We start from the raw sequence: 16,408 nt of genomic DNA on the forward strand, positions 1-16,408 counted from the left end.
CCGAATGCCGCCGGTCGTCGAAAGGCTCCGCTCGGCGGGCGCGCATCCGTAGGTTTGTGTCATGCGGATCCTCGACGTCGAATCGACCGAGAAGTTCGTCGGGCCGGCTGAAGCGCCCGTGCAGCTGGTCCGGGTCGACTACCGCGACGCCGAGGTGGTGACCCCGCTGCGGATCGACGGCGACGGGCTGGCCGGTGAGGCCCTAGCCGAGCCCGGAAGCGGTGTCGTCGAGGTGCCGGTGATCGTCGACGACCCGGTGCCGGGGCAACAACGGGCCGCCCAGGTCAACGGCAGCAGCTTCACGTTCACCGTCGCCGAACCCGGTTGGACGATGTTCATGATCGGCCACTTCCACTACGACCCGGTGTGGTGGAACACCCAGGCCAACTACACCAGCGTGTGGACCGAGAGCCCGCTCGGCGCGTGCCGGCAGACCAACGGCTTCGATCTGGTGCGCGGCCACCTGGACTGGGCCCGCGACAACCCCGAGTACAAGTTCGTCCTGGCCGAAGTCGACTACCTCAAACCGTATTGGGACACCCACCCGCAGGACCGGGCCGAGCTGCGCCGGCTGATCGCCCAAGGCCGGGTCGAGGTGGTGGGCGGCACCTACAACGAGCCGTCGACCAATCTCACCGACGCCGAGACCACGATCCGCAACCTGGTGGCCGGGATCGGCTTTCAGCGCGACATCATGGGTGCCGCACCGGCCACGGCCTGGCAGCTCGACGTGTTCGGGCACGATCCGCAGTTCCCCGGGCTGGTCGCCGACGCCGGACTGTCCTCCAGCGCCTGGGCGCGCGGGCCCTTTCATCAGTGGGGTCCGATGGCCGATCGGGGCGATCCGCGCCGCATGCAGTTCGCCTCCGAGTTCGAATGGATCGCGCCGTCCGGGCGCGGCCTGCTGACCCACTACATGCCCGCGCACTACGCGGCCGGCTGGTGGATGGATGCGAACACGACCCTGACCGCCGCCGAGGACGACGTCTACCGGTTGTTCACCGAGATGAAGAAGGTCGCCGCCACCCGCAACGTGCTGCTGCCGGTGGGCACCGACTTCACCCCGCCGAACCGCTGGATCACCAAGATCCACCGGGACTGGAACGCCCGCTACACCTGGCCGAAGTTCGTCTGCGCCGTGCCGAGCGAGTTCTTCGCCGCAGTGCGCGCCGAACTGGACCAACGCGGCGCGTTCCCGTCTCCGCAGACCCGGGACATGAACCCGATCTATACCGGCTGCCATGTCTCCTATATCGACACCAAGCAGGCCAACCGGGCCGCCGAGCAGGCGGTCCTGGGCGCCGAGCGTTTTGCGGTGTTCGCCGCGGCCCTCACGGGCGTGGACTATCCGGAGGCGGCACTGGCCAAGGCCTGGGCGCAACTGTCCTACGGCGCCCACCACGACGCCATCACCGGCTCGGAAGCCGACCAGGTCTATCTGGACCTGCTGACCGGCTGGCGCGACGCCTGGCAACTGGGCGCCGACATCCGCGACAACGCGCTGACGGTGCTGTCGGGTCTGGTCGATACCGGCCCAGGCGACAGTGCAGTGGTGTGGAATCCGACGGCGCGCGACCGCACCGACATCGTCACCGTGCACCTAGAGACGCCGCTGTCGGGCGGGGCGCGCGTGGTCGCCCCCGACGGCACCGAACTGCCTGCCCACGTCGAAGACGGCGGCAGCACCGTCAGCTGGCTGGCCCGCAGCGTGCCGTCGCTGGGCTGGCAGGCCTACCGGCTTACGCCCACCGCGGACGCCGACGGCTGGCAACCGGTGGCCGGCACCCGCATCAGCAACGAGCGCCACCAGCTGTCCGCGGATCCGGATCGCGGCGGTGGTATCACCTCGTGGCGCCACCAAGGCCGCGAAATGATCATCGAAGGGGGCCTCGGCAATCAGCTCGCCGTCTACGACGAATACCCGCGGCACCCGCAGTCCGGTGAGGGGCCGTGGCATCTGGTGCCCAGCGGCAACCTGTTCACCTCCGCGGTCGCGCGCGACGTGACGGTGCAGGCCTACCGCGGACCGCTGGGGGAGCGGCTGGTGGTGTCCGGACGGATCCGCAACGTGCTGACCTACACCCAGACCCTGACGCTGTGGCGCGGCATCGACCGGGTGGACTGCTCCACCACCATCGATGAGTTCACCGGCGCCGACCACCTGCTGCGGCTGCGCTGGCCCTGCCCGGTGCCCGGCGCGCTGCCGGTCGCGGAGGTGGCCGACGCCGTCATCGGCCGCGGCTTCGGCCTGCTGCACGAGCCCAGCGGACGTTCGGTGGACACCGCACAGCACCCGCGGACCCTCGATACGCCCGCCAACCGCTGGTTCGGGCTGTCGGCCACCGCGCGGGTCAGCGTCGGCGACAGCAGCCGGGCGGTCTCGGTGGCCGAGGTGGTTACCGCCGGCGTGCCGGCACGCGAGTTGATGGTCGCGCTGGTGCGGGCCGGGGTCACCGCCACCTGTTCGGACGCCGCCGGACCGCGTTACGGCAACCTCGACGTCGACTCCAACCTGCCCGACACCCGAATAGCGCTGGGCGGGCCGGACCGCAACGCCTTCACCCGGGCCGTGCTGGAAGCCGCCGAGCCGGCCTACACCACCGAGCTGCGACGCCAGCTCGACCGGCACGGCCGGGCCCGGGTGTGGGTGCCGGCCGAAAAACCCCTCACCGAGGCCTGGGTGCCCGGGGCGGACCTCACCGGCCCGCGCGCCCTGCCGGTGCTGGTGATCGCCGGCCGCGACGACGACACCTTGGTGGCCGAGATCGCCCGGGTGGCCGACGACCTGGCCGCCGCCGAGATCATGGTGGAGCAGGACGTGCGCGCCGAGATGGCGCCCTTCGAGGCGCGCACCGTCGCACTCATCAACCGCGGCATGCCCAGCTTCGCGGTGGACTCCGCGGGCACGCTGCACACCGCCCTGCTGCGATCCTGCACCAGCTGGCCGTCGGCGGCCTGGGAAGACGACCCGCGCCGCACCGCGCCCGACGGCAGCGCCTTTCAGCTGCAGCACTGGACGCACACCTTCGACTACGCGCTGGTGGCCGGCGACGGCGACTGGCGGCAGGTGGCGATGCCCGAGCGCAGTGCCGAATTCGCCGACCCGCTGCGGGCCGTGGCGGTGACCGGGGGTGAAGGTCGGCTCCCGGCGCGCGGCTCGCTGCTGCGCATCGACCCCGCCGAGGGGGTGGGTCTGGGAGCGCTCAAGGCGGCCGGCAACCCGATGGCGCGCGGCAGCGTGCAGCCCGTCGACCCGAACACCGTCACGCTGCGTTTGGTCGAGGCCCGAGGCGCCGACGCCGCTGTCACACTGCGTAGCGACCTGGGCCCGGTGACCGTGTTAGGGCGGGCCGACCTGCTGGAGCAGCCGTGCGAGCACCCCGCGCCGGACCGGCTGCACGGCTACGAGATCGCCACCGTGACCGCTCGCCTCGATGTCGAAAACGTGCGCGCCGCTGGGTCATTGGGGCCCGAATCCGAGGCTGCCCAACCGCTCTACGCCCGCTATTGGCTGCACAATCGCGGGCCGGCGCCGCTGGGCGGTCTGCCGGTGACCCCGGCGCTGCACCCGCACCGAGTCGACGCGGACCCGGGCGCACTGCTGAACCTGGAGCTGACTGTGGCCAGTGACTGCGTCGACGCGACCCTGTCCGGTGCGGTGACGTGGCAGTGCCCGGCCGGCTGGGTGGTTGCGCCGGCTGAACAACCGGTGCGATTGGCGGCTGGGGAGCACGTGCGCATCCCGGTGCCGGTGACGGTTCCCGCCGACGCTGCTCCGGGGCTCTATCCGCTGCGCGTTCGACTCGATCTCTGCGGTGACGCGCCGCGGGCTTGGCGTCAGCCGGTCGAAGACGTGGCGGTGGTGCGCGTCGGCGATCCGGGCTCCGACCGGCTGCTGTATGTGGACGACCCGTCCGCGGTCGAAGTCACCGCCGGACGCTCTGCCCGGCTGACCGTCCTGGTCGGCACCGACGCGCATGCCGACCTGGCGGTCGAGGCCCACCTGATCAGCCCCTGGGGCACCTGGGACTGGGCCGGGCCGCCGGCGCGGGGTGCGGTGGTGCCGGCTGGTGGCCAGGTGGAGCTGAGCTTCGATGTCGCCCCGCCGGTGTGGGCGACACCGGGAAGCTGGTGGGCGCTGGTCCGGGTGGGCGGAGCGGGTGCGCTGGCCTATTCGACCGCGGTGCCACTGGCGGTACTGGCGCCCGTCACGGTGGGTGTCGACTGATGGCCGCGGTCCTCGCGCTGGATGTCGGTGGCACCAAGATCGCCGCCGGCCTGGTCGATCCGGACGGCTCCCTGACCTACGCTGCCACCCTGCCCACCCGGGCGGACCAGGGCACCGAGGTGGTGTGGGCGGTGGCGGCCGAGCTGATTGAGAACGCCCTGGAACGGGCCGGTGGGCGGGTGGCCGCCGTGGGCATCGGCTCGGCCGGACCGATCGACGTCAACGCCGGAACGGTCAGCCCGGTCAACATCGCGGGCTGGCGCGGATTCGCGCTGCGGGACCGGGTGGCCGCCGCGGTGCCCGGGGTTCCGGTCCGATTGGGCGGTGACGGCGTCTGTATGGCGCTCGGCGAATACCTGCACGGCGCCGGGCGCGGCACCCGATCCATGCTGGGCATGGTGGTCTCCACCGGCGTGGGCGGCGGTTTGGTGGTCGACGGCGCCCCGTTGCACGGCCGTACCGGCAACGCGGGCCACGTCGGGCACGTCATCGTCGATCCCGACGGCGAGCGGTGCCGCTGCGGTGGCCGCGGCTGCGTGGAGACCATCGCCTCCGGCCCGGCGATGGTGCGCTGGGCGCTGGCTAACGGTTGGACGCCGGAAGCATCTTCAGCAGACGCCAAGGCGCTGGCCGCAGCCGCCGACGCCGGTGACCCCGTGGCGCTGCGGGCTTTTCGGCGTGGCACCGACGCGCTGGCGGTGATGATCACCTCGGTGGCGGCGGTGTGCGACCTGGATCTGGTGGTGATCGGCGGGGGAGTCGCCCGCTCCGGTGCCTTGTTGTTCGGCCCGTTGCGGGCCGCGCTGGCCGAGCGTGCCGGGTTGGACTTCCTGGTCGGCCTGCAGGTGGTGCCCGCCGAACTCGGCGGCGACGCCGGGCTGGTGGGGGCGGCCGTGCTGGCCACCCTGGCCTGACTCGGCTTAAGAGGTCTGCGTGGTCGCGTGGCTGGGGAGGGCGCAGATCGCGTCCAGACCGAAGACCCTGTTCAACCGGCCGAAGGCCAGCCAGGCTCCCAGCGACATCGTCAGTTCCACGGCCTCACGCTGGTCGTAGTGGGCCTGGAAGCGGGTCCAGAACTCGTCGTCCAAGCCGTGATGGTCGAGGACGTAGCGTTCCGCGTACTCCGCGGCCAGGCGTGCCCTGTCGTCCAGGCGGTCTGTCGTGCGCCACTGTTCTACTGCCTCGGCGAACTCTTCTTCCACCTTGGCGCCGTCGCGTTCCGTTCGCCAGTCCTGGCAGAACAGGCAGCCGTTCAACTGGGCTATGCGCAGTCGGGCGGCCTCGAACTCGCGCAGGCCCAGCGTCGAGTGGGCGTAGACAGCCAGGGAGAAGTTCGCCGCCGCGGGGCCGATCCCGGGGACAAGGGAACCCCAGACGTATTCGATGGCGTCTTGGCCCTCGGGGATGTCGATGTTCACTTCGTGCCTCCGAAGGTTCGGCCGGGGATCCAGCGCAGCGGGACGTCGAGGGCGTCGTACAGTCCGGGTTCGGCGGCGACCAGCCAGTCGATGGCGCCGACGATGCGGCCGACCGCGGTGGCGTTGCCGCCCTCGGAGCGGTTGCCGTTCTCGGTGGCCTCGACGGTCACCTCCACCCGGGGGCTGCCTTCGATGATGACGCGATGGGCGCCGTCGTCGCCGTCCGGCGGCTGCGGCCAGTCGGGCGCGCAGGCCGGATGAATACGGGTGACGTGTTCGATAACGATGCGGGCCTCGCCGTCGACAATGCCCTGGACCTCGAACCGCACCGCGCCCTGGGTGCCCGCCTCGAAGTCGCCCATCGCGGCGGTCGTGACGGTGGTGTCCAGGGCGCGGCGTTCGACATGCTCACGTACGTCGTCCAGTTCGACGCCCAGCGCGCGGGCCATCAGCCGGATCTGCCCGCCCCACACCATCGACGGGACGGTCGCCATCAGCATCGGCGGCTCGTAGTCGAGCGGGTGCCCCATGCCGACGAGGTGGCGGACGGAGTCCGGCTGGTCGTAGGTCGTGTAGTCGAAGATCTCCTGGCAGCGGATCCCGTCGACACGGGCGGCGAGCCCGCTGACGAGCAGCGGCAGGATGTCGTTGCCCCAGCCGGGATCGATGCCGGACACGAACAGCGAGCCGCCGCCGTCGGCGATGGCCTTCTCGACGGGTTCGCGCACTTCGGGCGGGGCGCTCCGGTGGTCGTACAGCGCATAGAGGGATGGTGTGACGACCGCAGCACCGGCGCGGATCGCGCGGCAGATGTCGGCGAGGGCGTCGTCGGGGCGGATGTCGCCGGAGGCGGCGTAGACGACGGCGCGCGGGCCTGCGGCGAGCGCGGCTTCGACGTCATCGGTGGCGGCGACGCCGAGCGTGCGGTCGAGTCCACCGAGATCGCCCGCGTCGCGGCCCACCTTGGCCGGGTCGTGAACGATGACGTGGGCGAGTTCGAGTGCGGGGTGGGCGTCGACGGCGCGGATGGCCAGCCGTCCGACGTTCCCGGTGCCCCAGATGAGGGTGGGGATAGTGTCGCTCATCACAGGAGCCTAGCAAGCGATTGGTTGGTCACTGGAGCGCGGAGTCAGCGCGAAAGGTGGACGCGACCCCACTCGCACAGCTGGCCCAGTACCGGGGCCAACGTCTTTCCGTATTCGGAGATCGAATAGTGCACGCAGGGCGGCACGGTGCCGGCGTCGTGGCGCTCGATGATCCCGTCGGCGACGAGCTCGTGCAGATGGCGGATGAGCATTCGTTCGGTGATGCCCGGGATGCTGCGACGTAGCTCCGCGGTGCGCAGGGGTCCGTCGGCCAGTCGCCACAGGATGGTGCCCTTCCAACGGCCGTTGATGACCGACAACGCGGCGTCGATCGGGCAGTCACTGACGATTGTCTTCGATGCCGCCACCAGCGCTCCTTATGCTGACTAATTTGTCAGTACCTTGTTTTTTGTCAGCATAGCTATCACAGTCGATTGTGTGAAGCAGATTCTGGAGATAATTGCGCTGATGGCGGTCGGGAGCCTGGTGGGTTCGGAGTTCGCGGTGGCGGCGTTTCTTCGTCCGATCCTCGGGCGCCTGCCCGACGAGGCCTTCTGGGCTGCCCGCGGTGACGGCGCCGGGTTGCTGGGGAAGGTGATGCCGTTCTGGTACCTGACCTCATTCGCGCTGCTGGTGGGTGTCGCCGTGGTCGCGGGCTCGCAGCGCTGGATCGTCGGTGTCGGCGCAGGCCTGATGGTGGCCGTCGTGCTGCTGTCGGTACTGGTGCTGGTCCCGATCAACAACAAGATCGCGGCGTGGCGCACCGTCGACGAGGGGTCCCGGACGCTGGCCGCGCGCTGGGATCGGCTGCACTGGTTGCGCGTGGCGATGCTGGTGGTGGTCTTCGTGTTGCTCGCGATCGGCGTCGTGAATGCCTAGCGGCCGCCGGGCCGGTGAGCGCCGTTTTGGCTGATCGGCCCTCGTCACGCTATGGTGTGTGGCGATCCACCAAAGACCGTCGGTCACCGAGCAATCGGTTGAAGGTCCGGGAGCATCCCGGCGGCCCACGCAGGAGGACGAGGCACCGGCACCGCCGGCACACAGTGTGACGCCCCGACCGCATCCTGCGTCGGGGCGTTCGTTATTTCCCGGGTGGAGCAAAACTTGAGACAACAACAGCGACACCGAGGAGGTATGCATGGCGCGGGCTGACAAGACCGCCGCCGTCGCGGAGATCGTCGAGCAGTTCAACGGCTCGACCGCCACCGTGATCACCGAGTACCGCGGTCTGACGGTTGCGAACCTGGCGGAGCTGCGGCGTTCGCTCAGCGGTGCGGCAACCTACGCGGTGGCGAAGAACACCCTGGTCAAACTGGCCGCGGCCGAGGCCGGAGTCGAAGGACTCGACGAGCTGTTCGCGGGCCCGACGGCCATCGCGTTCGTTCAGGGCGAGCCGGTCGACGCCGCCAAGGCGATCAAGAAGTTCGCCAAGGACCACAAGGCGCTGGTCATCAAGGGCGGCTACATGGACGGTCGCGCGCTGACCGTCGCCGAGGTGGAGCGCATCGCCGACCTGGAGTCGCGCGAGGTGCTGCTGGCCAAGATGGCTGGCGCCATGAAGGCCAACCTGTCCAAGGCCGCCGGTCTGTTCGCCGCCCCGGCGTCGCAGATGGCCCGCCTGGCAGCCGCACTGCAGGAGAAGAAGCCTGCCTCGGAAGCCGCCCCTGCAGCACCTGCTGCCGAGGCTCCGGCCGAAGCTCCCGCGGAGGCCGAGGCCCCGGCCGAGACCGAGGCTCCGGCGGAGACCGCCGAGGCTCCGGCCGACGCCGCCGAATAACTAGGCACAACCCCAAACCCAACTTCCCTAACCGGAATCAGAAAGGACCGAAATCATGGCCAAAATTTCCACCGAAGAGCTGCTCGACGTCTTCAAAGAGATGACCCTGCTGGAGCTGTCGGAGTTCGTGAAGCAGTTCGAGGAGACCTTCGACGTCACCGCCGCGGCCCCGGTCGCCGTTGCCGCCGTTGGTGCCGCCCCCGCCGCCGCTGAGGCCGGCGAGGAGCAGAGCGAGTTCGACGTCATCCTGGAGTCGGCTGGCGAGAAGAAGATCGGCGTCATCAAGGTCGTCCGCGAGGTCGTGTCCGGCCTGGGTCTGAAGGAAGCCAAGGACCTGGTCGACAGCGCTCCCAAGCCGCTGCTGGAGAAGGTCGCCAAGGAGGCTGCCGAGGACGCCAAGGCCAAGCTCGAGGCGGCTGGCGCCACCGTCACCGTCAAGTAGTTCGTTCTACAACAGAAGCCCCCGGAACCCGCGAGGTTCCGGGGGTTTCTGCTATCTGCGGGCTATTGCGGGTTGTTCAGCTCGGCCCGGGCGCCCGCCGCGGCCAGCGACTGTGCCGCCCGCTCCGGGGTGTCGCCCAGGGCAACCAGCAGACTGAGCGTCATCGGGCTCAACACCTGTATCGCCGCGACCAGCCCGTCGTTCACGTCGCCGAAGAAGCCGGCCAGCTCCAGCATCATGAAGCCGTGCATCACCGTCCAGAACTGCGCGGCGGCCGCCACCACGGCGGTATCGCTTTGCGCCACTGTGAGCCGACCCGCCTGTATCGACCGGTGGACGCCCCGAACCAGGTGCGCGAAGCTGGGCACCTCGACGTCGATCTGGGCGGTACCGAGCGTGAGCATGTTGTGAGCCGGCGCATTGATGCCGTGCGCGCTGGTGCTGCCGAACATCAGCCGGTAGAGATGCGGCCGTCCGATCGCGAAATTGCGGTAGACGATTCCGGTGGCCAGTAGGTCGGCGACCGGATCGTCGGTGGCGGGGATCGTCAGCGCCACATCGAACTGGCGGAGACCCTCCTCAGCGATCGCGGCGATCAGTTGCGGCATCCCGCCGAAGTGGGTGTAGACCGCCATCGTTGAAGTCCCAGCGGCGCTGGCTACTCTGCGGGTCTGCAACGCGTCTGGTCCGTGTTCGTCGAGCAACCCGAGGGCCGCGGCCAGCAGATCCTCGCGTACGGTCCGCTCGGGCTGCGAAGTCACGGTTGCCATCGTTTCACAGTCCGCGTACGGTACCCATAACGTTGAAATAACAATGTTATAGGAGTCGGTATGACCACCAGCCAGGCAGCCTCCGTCGCGAATCCCTATTTAGAGGGCGTCATGGGGCCGGTGCAGACCGAGCTGACTGCCACCGACCTCCGCGTCACCGGGGAGATCCCGGACTATCTCGACGGCCGCTACCTGCGCAACGGTCCCAACCCGGTGGCCGAAGTCGATCCGGCCACCTATCACTGGTTCACCGGCGACCCCATGGTGCACGGTGTGGCGCTCCGCGACGGCCAGGCCCGCTGGTACCGCAACCGCTGGGTGCGAACGCCGGCGGTCTGTGCCGCGCTGGGCGAACCGCGCCCGGCCCGGCTGAACGTGCGGGCCGGGATGCAGTCCGTCGGCCCCAACACCAACGTGCTCGGCCATGCCGGCAAGACGCTGGCGCTGGTGGAAGGCGGCGTCGCCAACTATGAGCTCACCGAGGAACTCGACACGGTGGGCACCTGCGACTTCGACGGCACCCTGGCCGGTGGCTACACGGCGCACCCGCACCGTGACCCCGCCACCGGTGAGTTGCACGCCGTGTCCTATTCGTTTGCGCGGGGCAAGACCGTGCAGTACTCGGTGATCGACGCAGGCGGGCGGGCGCGGCGCACCGTCGATATCGAGGTAACCGGGTCGCCGATGATGCACGACTTCTCGCTGACCGAGAAGTACGTCGTGGTCTACGACCTGCCGGTCACCTTCGACTCGGCGCAGGTGCTGCCGGTGAGCATGCCGCGCTGGCTCAAGGCGCCCGCGCGGATGGTGCTGAGCAGCCTGGTCGGCAGGGTTCGGATGCCCAGTCCGATCACCGCGGTGGTCAATCGCGACACCCGGCCGCCAGGCGGGCTGCCGTATTCGTGGAATGCCGACTATCCGGCGCGCATCGGGGTGATGCCGCGTGAAGGCGAAGCCCAGGGATGGGTCCGGGCGGGGGAAGCGCAGGTGCGGTGGTTCGACGTCGAACCCTGCTATGTCTTCCACCCGCTCAACGCTTACACGGAGGTCTCGCCGACCGGGCAGGAACTGCTGGTGCTCGACGTGGTGCGCTACGCGAAGGTCTTCGACGTCGACCGGCGCGGCCCCGGCGACGCCCCGCCCACCCTGGACCGCTGGACGATCAACCTCGACACCGGCGCGGTGCGCACCGAGTCGCGCGACGATCGGCCGCAGGAATTCCCCCGGATCAACGACTCGCTGCTGGGGACCAAGCACCGCTTCGGGTACACCGTCGGGATCAACGGTGGCTTCATCGGGGATGTCCAGGCGGAGATGTCGACCACGCTCTACAAGCACGACTACCTGACCGGCTCGAGTATCACCGCCCCGATCGACCCACAGCTGGTGCTCGGCGAGATGTCGTTCGTGCCGAGGCCTGGCGGTCGCGACGAGGACGATGGCATCCTGATGGGAATGGGTCACCACAGAGGTGATGAGGAGGGGCAACTGGTGATCCTCGACGCCGCGACCTGTGAGTCGGTGGCCACGGTGCGCCTGCCGCAACGGGTTCCGATGGGCTTCCATGGCAATTGGACACCCACCGACTGAGGCGGACCGCCGATAAGGGTCGCACCTGTGCGCTACAGTGGCCCAAGCCACAAGCCAGTCGTGGCACGAACAGACGTTGCGGAAGGACCTCACTAATGGGTGTCGCCATCGAGGTACAGGGGCTTACCAAGTCCTTCGGATCGGCCCGGATCTGGGAAGACGTCTCCATGACGATTCCCGAGGGAGAGGTCAGCGTTCTGCTCGGGCCCTCCGGTACCGGCAAGTCCGTGTTCTTGAAGTCGCTGATCGGCCTCTTGCGCCCCGAGCGCGGTTCGATCGTCATCGACGGCACCGACATCCTGCAGTGTTCAGCCAAGGAGCTCTACGAGATCCGCACGCTGTTCGGCGTGTTGTTCCAGGACGGCGCGCTGTTCGGCTCGATGAACATCTACGACAACACCGCCTTCCCGCTGCGTGAGCACACCAAGAAGTCCGAGAAGGAAATCCGTGACATCGTCATGGAGAAGCTCGAGATGGTCGGTATGCCCAACGACGGCTACAAGTTCCCGGGTGAGATCTCCGGCGGTATGCGCAAGCGTGCCGGCCTGGCCCGGGCCCTGGTGCTCGACCCGCAGATCATCCTCTGTGACGAGCCGGACTCCGGTCTGGACCCGGTCCGTACGGCGTACCTGAGCCAGCTGTTGATCGACATCAACGCCCAGATCGACGCCACCATCCTCATCGTTACGCACAACATCAACATCGCGCGCACCGTGCCGGACAACATGGGCATGCTGTTCCGCAAGGAGCTGGTGATGTTCGGGCCGCGTGAGGTGTTGCTGACCTCCGACGAGCCGGTGGTGCGCCAGTTCCTCAACGGTCGGCGTATCGGCCCGATCGGTATGTCCGAGGAGAAGGACCAGGCGACCGCGGCGGCCGAGGAGGCCATGCTGGCCGCCGGCCAGAGCGACGGCGGCGTCGAAGAGATCGAGGGCGTGCCGCCCCAGCTCAGCGCGACCCCCGGCCTGCCGGAGCGCAAGGGCGTGGCACGGCGCAAGGCCCGGGTGCGCGAGATCCTGCACACCCTGCCGCCCAACGCCCAGGCCGCCATCCGAGACGAGCTCGAGGGCACCCACAAGTACGCCGTCCACGAGTTCCCGGCAGACGAAGAGGCTCCCACCGCGTCGATCCCGACCCCGCCTGGCTGAGACTTTCCCGTCCCTGCCGGTCCTGCGCCGTGTCAGCTCTTGACGGACGGACCTAAACGGTCCAATCTGGTCACCAGCACACGTGCGGAGAGCCCGGCGGAGATCAGCCAGCACCGATAGGGCCCCGGGATATCGCAGTTGAGGATTGCGTCAGCCTGCGCTATTGTTGGACGTTGCGCTGGCTTCCTCCTGCCCATCCCTTACCCGCACCCGAACACCGCAGTACCAGCCTGAGTCACGTTTATTGGCTCGTTTTGGCTTGTCACCTCGTGGTTTGGCTGTGCGTGAGACCGGACAGAACGTTCGCCAGCCGAACCAACGGTCGAATATTCGCAGCGAACGGGGCCCGGTGAGAGCCGGAATCCGCTGGCCGCATTAGGTGCTGGAAGGATGCATCTTGGCAGTCTCCCGCCAGAGCAAAAAGAACGCTTCAGGTACTACCACCCAGAATTCTCCCAATAGTTCTGTGCCCGGAGCCCCGAACCGGGTCTCCTTCGCCAAGCTGCGTGAACCCCTCGAGGTTCCGGGTCTGCTCGATGTGCAGACCGACTCGTTCCAGTGGCTGATCGGGGCGTCGGAGTGGCGCGAGAAGATGACCGCGCAGACCGGTTCTGCGCCCAAGGGTGGCCTCGAAGAGGTTCTCGAAGAGCTGTCTCCGATTGAGGACTTCTCCGGCTCGATGTCGCTGTCGTTCTCCGACCCGCGGTTCGACGAGGTCAAGGCCCCGGTCGAGGAGTGCCGCGACAAGGACATGACCTACGCGGCCCCGCTGTTCGTCACCGCGGAATTCATCAACAACAACACCGGCGAGATCAAGAGCCAGACGGTGTTCATGGGTGACTTCCCGATGATGACCGAGAAGGGCACCTTCATCATCAACGGCACCGAGCGGGTGGTGGTCTCCCAGCTGGTGCGGTCGCCCGGTGTGTACTTCGACGCCAACATCGACAAGTCCACCGAGAAGACGCTGCACTCGGTGAAGGTGATCCCGGGCCGTGGCGCCTGGCTGGAGTTCGACGTCGACAAGCGCGACCTGGTCGGCGTTCGTATCGACCGCAAGCGCCGCCAGCCGGTCACCATCCTGCTCAAGGCGCTGGGTTGGACCTCCGAGCAGATCCGGGAACGCTTCGGCTTCTCCGAGATCATGATGTCGACGCTGGAGAAGGACAACGCCGCCAGCCCCGACGAGGCGCTGCTGGACATCTACCGCAAGCTGCGCCCGGGCGAGCCCCCCACCAAGGAATCCGCGCAGACTCTGCTGGAGAACCTGTTCTTCAAGGAGAAGCGCTACGACCTGGCGCGGGTGGGCCGCTACAAGATCAACAAGAAGCTGGGCCTGACCGCCAACCCGGGCGAGTCGCAGCCGACCACGCTGACCGAAGAGGACATCGTGGCCACCATCGAGTACCTGGTGCGTCTGCACCAGGCCGCTCAGGATGGCGTATCGGCCACCATGACGGTGCCCGGCGGCGTCGAGGTTCCCGTCGAGGTCGACGACATCGACCACTTCGGCAACCGGCGGCTGCGCACCGTGGGTGAGCTGATCCAGAACCAGATCCGGGTCGGATTGTCGCGCATGGAACGTGTCGTTCGGGAACGGATGACCACTCAGGACGTCGAGGCCATCACGCCGCAGACCCTGATCAACATCCGCCCCGTGGTCGCCGCGATCAAGGAGTTCTTCGGCACCAGCCAGCTCTCCCAGTTCATGGACCAGAACAACCCGTTGTCGGGTCTGACCCACAAGCGCCGTCTGTCGGCGCTGGGGCCGGGTGGTCTGTCGCGTGAGCGGGCCGGCCTGGAAGTTCGTGACGTGCACCCGTCCCACTACGGCCGGATGTGTCCGATCGAGACCCCGGAAGGCCCCAACATCGGTCTGATCGGATCGCTGTCGGTGTACGCACGGGTCAACCCGTTCGGCTTCATCGAGACCCCGTACCGCAAGGTCAACGACGGTGTGGTCAGCGACGACATCGAGTACCTGACCGCCGACGAGGAGGACCGCCACGTTGTGGCGCAGGCCAACTCGCCGCTGGAGGACGACGGCCGCTTCACCGAGGACCGCGTTCTGGTCCGTCGTAAGGGTGGCGAAGTCGAGTACGTGTCGTCGTCCGAGGTCGACTACATGGACGTCTCGCCGCGCCAGATGGTGTCGGTGGCCACGGCCATGATTCCGTTCCTTGAGCACGACGACGCCAACCGTGCCCTGATGGGTGCCAACATGCAGCGTCAGGCGGTTCCGCTGGTGCGCAGCGAGGCACCGCTGGTGGGTACCGGCATGGAGCTGCGTGCCGCGATCGACGCCGGCGACGTGATCGTCGCCGACAAGACCGGTGTCATCGAAGAGGTGTCTGCCGACTACGTCACGGTGATGGCCGATGACGGCACCCGGCAGACCTACCGGATGCGCAAGTTCAACCGGTCCAACCACGGCACCTGCGCCAACCAGCGTCCGATCGTCGACGCCGGCCAGCGTGTCGAGGCCGGCCAGGTGATCGCCGACGGACCGTGTACCGACAACGGCGAGATGGCCCTGGGCAAGAACCTGCTCGTGGCGATCATGCCGTGGGAAGGGCACAACTACGAGGACGCGATCATCCTGTCCAACAGGCTGGTCGAAGAGGACACGCTGACCTCGATCCACATCGAGGAGCACGAGATCGACGCCCGCGACACCAAGCTGGGCGCCGAGGAGATCACCCGGGACATCCCGAACGTCTCCGACGAGGTGCTGGCTGACCTCGACGAGCGCGGCATCGTCCGCATCGGCGCCGAGGTCCGCGACGGCGACATCCTGGTCGGCAAGGTCACCCCCAAGGGTGAGACCGAGCTGACGCCCGAGGAGCGGCTGCTGCGCGCGATCTTCGGCGAGAAGGCCCGCGAAGTCCGCGACACCTCGCTGAAGGTGCCGCACGGTGAGTCCGGCAAGGTCATCGGCATCCGGGTGTTCTCCCGCGAGGACGACGACGAGCTGCCCGCCGGGGTCAACGAGCTGGTGCGCGTCTACGTCGCGCAGAAGCGCAAGATCTCCGACGGTGACAAGCTGGCCGGTCGTCACGGCAACAAGGGCGTCATCGGCAAGATCCTGCCGGCCGAGGACATGCCGTTCCTGCCGGACGGCACCCCGGTCGACATCATCCTGAACACCCACGGTGTGCCGCGTCGTATGAACATCGGTCAGATCCTGGAAACCCACCTGGGCTGGATCGCCAAGACCGGTTGGAACATCGATGTGGCGGCCGGCGTGCCGGACTGGGCGGACAAGCTCCCCGAGGAGCTGTACTCCGCTGGGCCCGACACGCGCACCGCGACTCCGGTGTTCGACGGTGCGCGGGAGGCCGAGCTACAGGGCCTGCTGTCCTCGACGCTGGCCAACCGCGACGGCGAGGTCATGGTCAACGGTGACGGCAAGGCGATGCTGTTCGACGGTCGCTCCGGTGAGCCGTTCCCGTACCCGGTGACCGTTGGCTACATGTACATCATGAAGCTGCACCACCTGGTGGACGACAAGATCCACGCGCGTTCCACCGGCCCGTACTCGATGATCACCCAGCAGCCGCTGGGCGGTAAGGCGCAGTTCGGTGGCCAGCGGTTCGGTGAGATGGAGTGCTGGGCCATGCAGGCCTACGGTGCGGCGTACACGCTGCAGGAGTTGCTGACGATCAAGTCCGACGACACGGTCGGCCGTGTCAAGGTCTACGAGGCGATCGTCAAGGGCGAGAACATCCCCGAGCCGGGTATCCCGGAGTCCTTCAAGGTGCTGCTCAAAGAGCTGCAGTCGCTGTGCCTCAACGTTGAGGTGCTGGCGAAGGACGGTGCGGCGATCGAATTGCGCGAAGGCGAGGACGAGGACCTGGAGCGGGCAGCCGCCAACCTGGGAATCAACCTGTCCCGCAACGAATCCGCTTCGGTGGAAGACCTCGCTTAATTACCAGCTACTAAACCCGCAA

The 16,408-nt window shown here is 68.1% G+C and carries 12 protein-coding genes; 8 read left to right on the forward strand and 4 right to left on the reverse strand.

Features of this window, described 5'->3' with window-relative positions:
* Window positions 1–61 precede the first annotated feature (61 nt).
* Both MJO54_RS03775 and MJO54_RS03780 read left to right on the forward strand, forming a co-directional pair.
* On the forward strand, window positions 62–4,228 hold the full coding sequence (locus tag MJO54_RS03775; protein ID WP_065152806.1) for a glycoside hydrolase family 38 N-terminal domain-containing protein: 4,167 nt from the start codon (window positions 62–64) through the stop codon (window positions 4,226–4,228).
* The gene (locus tag MJO54_RS03780; protein WP_065152807.1) at window positions 4,228–5,142 is read left to right on the forward strand and encodes an ROK family protein; all 915 of its coding nucleotides are present in this window, start codon (window positions 4,228–4,230) and stop codon (window positions 5,140–5,142) included. Before MJO54_RS03775 ends, MJO54_RS03780 begins: the two co-directional genes overlap by 1 nt.
* Window positions 5,143–5,148: 6 nt before the next feature.
* On the opposite strand, the gene MJO54_RS03785 is transcribed toward MJO54_RS03780, so the two are convergent.
* The 3 genes from MJO54_RS03785 to MJO54_RS03795 are packed head-to-tail and all read right to left on the reverse strand — an operon-like array spanning window position 5,149 to window position 7,099.
* Entirely contained in the window at window positions 5,149–5,646 is a 498-nt protein-coding gene (locus MJO54_RS03785; protein ID WP_046282655.1) for a carboxymuconolactone decarboxylase family protein, read from the reverse strand.
* Complete coding sequence (locus tag MJO54_RS03790) at window positions 5,643–6,731, reverse strand: NAD(P)H-dependent amine dehydrogenase family protein (protein WP_240175678.1); 1,089 nt, start codon at window positions 6,729–6,731, stop codon at window positions 5,643–5,645. Before MJO54_RS03790 ends, MJO54_RS03785 begins: the two co-directional genes overlap by 4 nt.
* A gap of 44 nt (window positions 6,732–6,775) precedes the next feature.
* Window positions 6,776–7,099 carry a winged helix-turn-helix transcriptional regulator gene (locus MJO54_RS03795; protein WP_046282653.1) on the reverse strand — a complete coding sequence of 108 codons (324 nt, stop codon included), beginning with the start codon at window positions 7,097–7,099 and terminating at the stop codon, window positions 6,776–6,778.
* 70 nt (window positions 7,100–7,169) lie between these two features.
* On the opposite strand from MJO54_RS03795, the gene MJO54_RS03800 reads away from it, so the two are divergent.
* The 3 genes from MJO54_RS03800 (at window position 7,170) to rplL (ending at window position 8,950) form a co-directional block, all read left to right on the forward strand.
* Window positions 7,170–7,610, forward strand: a complete 441-nt coding sequence (locus MJO54_RS03800; RefSeq protein WP_240175679.1) for an anthrone oxygenase family protein — start codon at window positions 7,170–7,172, stop codon at window positions 7,608–7,610.
* A 259-nt stretch (window positions 7,611–7,869) separates the two neighbouring features.
* On the forward strand, window positions 7,870–8,508 hold the full coding sequence (gene rplJ / locus MJO54_RS03805; protein WP_046282652.1) for a 50S ribosomal protein L10: 639 nt from the start codon (window positions 7,870–7,872) through the stop codon (window positions 8,506–8,508).
* Window positions 8,509–8,563: 55 nt separating this feature from the next.
* Window positions 8,564–8,950: a 50S ribosomal protein L7/L12 gene (gene rplL, locus MJO54_RS03810; RefSeq protein WP_046282651.1), complete on the forward strand. Its 387-nt coding sequence runs from the start codon at window positions 8,564–8,566 to the stop codon at window positions 8,948–8,950.
* Window positions 8,951–9,012: 62 nt separating this feature from the next.
* On the opposite strand, the gene MJO54_RS03815 is transcribed toward rplL, so the two are convergent.
* On the reverse strand, window positions 9,013–9,711 hold the full coding sequence (locus MJO54_RS03815; protein WP_046282670.1) for a TetR/AcrR family transcriptional regulator: 699 nt from the start codon (window positions 9,709–9,711) through the stop codon (window positions 9,013–9,015).
* Window positions 9,712–9,780: 69 nt separating this feature from the next.
* Here MJO54_RS03815 and MJO54_RS03820 point away from each other — a divergent pair, with 69 nt between their 5' ends.
* The 3 genes from MJO54_RS03820 to rpoB all read left to right on the forward strand — a co-directional run bounded on the left by MJO54_RS03820 (window position 9,781) and on the right by rpoB (window position 16,386).
* Window positions 9,781–11,310, forward strand: coding sequence for a carotenoid oxygenase family protein (locus tag MJO54_RS03820; RefSeq protein WP_240175680.1), 1,530 nt, complete (start codon window positions 9,781–9,783; stop codon window positions 11,308–11,310).
* A 95-nt stretch (window positions 11,311–11,405) separates the two neighbouring features.
* Window positions 11,406–12,458: an ABC transporter ATP-binding protein gene (locus MJO54_RS03825; protein WP_046282649.1), complete on the forward strand. Its 1,053-nt coding sequence runs from the start codon at window positions 11,406–11,408 to the stop codon at window positions 12,456–12,458.
* Between the two features lie 379 nt (window positions 12,459–12,837).
* Window positions 12,838–16,386 (forward strand): DNA-directed RNA polymerase subunit beta, encoded by a 3,549-nt coding sequence (gene rpoB / locus MJO54_RS03830; protein ID WP_064888174.1) that lies wholly within the window; start codon window positions 12,838–12,840, stop codon window positions 16,384–16,386.
* Window positions 16,387–16,408: the final 22 nt, after the last annotated feature.

It is taken from the genome of Mycolicibacter virginiensis (genome assembly GCF_022374935.2).
In the GTDB taxonomy this organism is placed as follows: domain Bacteria; phylum Actinomycetota; class Actinomycetes; order Mycobacteriales; family Mycobacteriaceae; genus Mycobacterium; species Mycobacterium virginiense.

What these genes read in the sequence shown, in the direction of transcription:
- rplJ (WP_046282652.1), top strand. Translation starts at nt 7,870, where the DNA reads ATGGCGCGGGCTGACAAGACCGCCGCCGTCGCGGAGATCGTCGAGCAG.
- MJO54_RS03780 (WP_065152807.1), top strand. Translation starts at nt 4,228, where the DNA reads ATGGCCGCGGTCCTCGCGCTGGATGTCGGTGGCACCAAGATCGCCGCC.
- MJO54_RS03825 (WP_046282649.1), top strand. Translation starts at nt 11,406, where the DNA reads ATGGGTGTCGCCATCGAGGTACAGGGGCTTACCAAGTCCTTCGGATCG.
- MJO54_RS03775 (WP_065152806.1), top strand. Translation starts at nt 62, where the DNA reads ATGCGGATCCTCGACGTCGAATCGACCGAGAAGTTCGTCGGGCCGGCT.
- MJO54_RS03790 (WP_240175678.1), bottom strand. Translation starts at nt 6,731, where the DNA reads ATGAGCGACACTATCCCCACCCTCATCTGGGGCACCGGGAACGTCGGA.
- MJO54_RS03820 (WP_240175680.1), top strand. Translation starts at nt 9,781, where the DNA reads ATGACCACCAGCCAGGCAGCCTCCGTCGCGAATCCCTATTTAGAGGGC.
- rplL (WP_046282651.1), top strand. Translation starts at nt 8,564, where the DNA reads ATGGCCAAAATTTCCACCGAAGAGCTGCTCGACGTCTTCAAAGAGATG.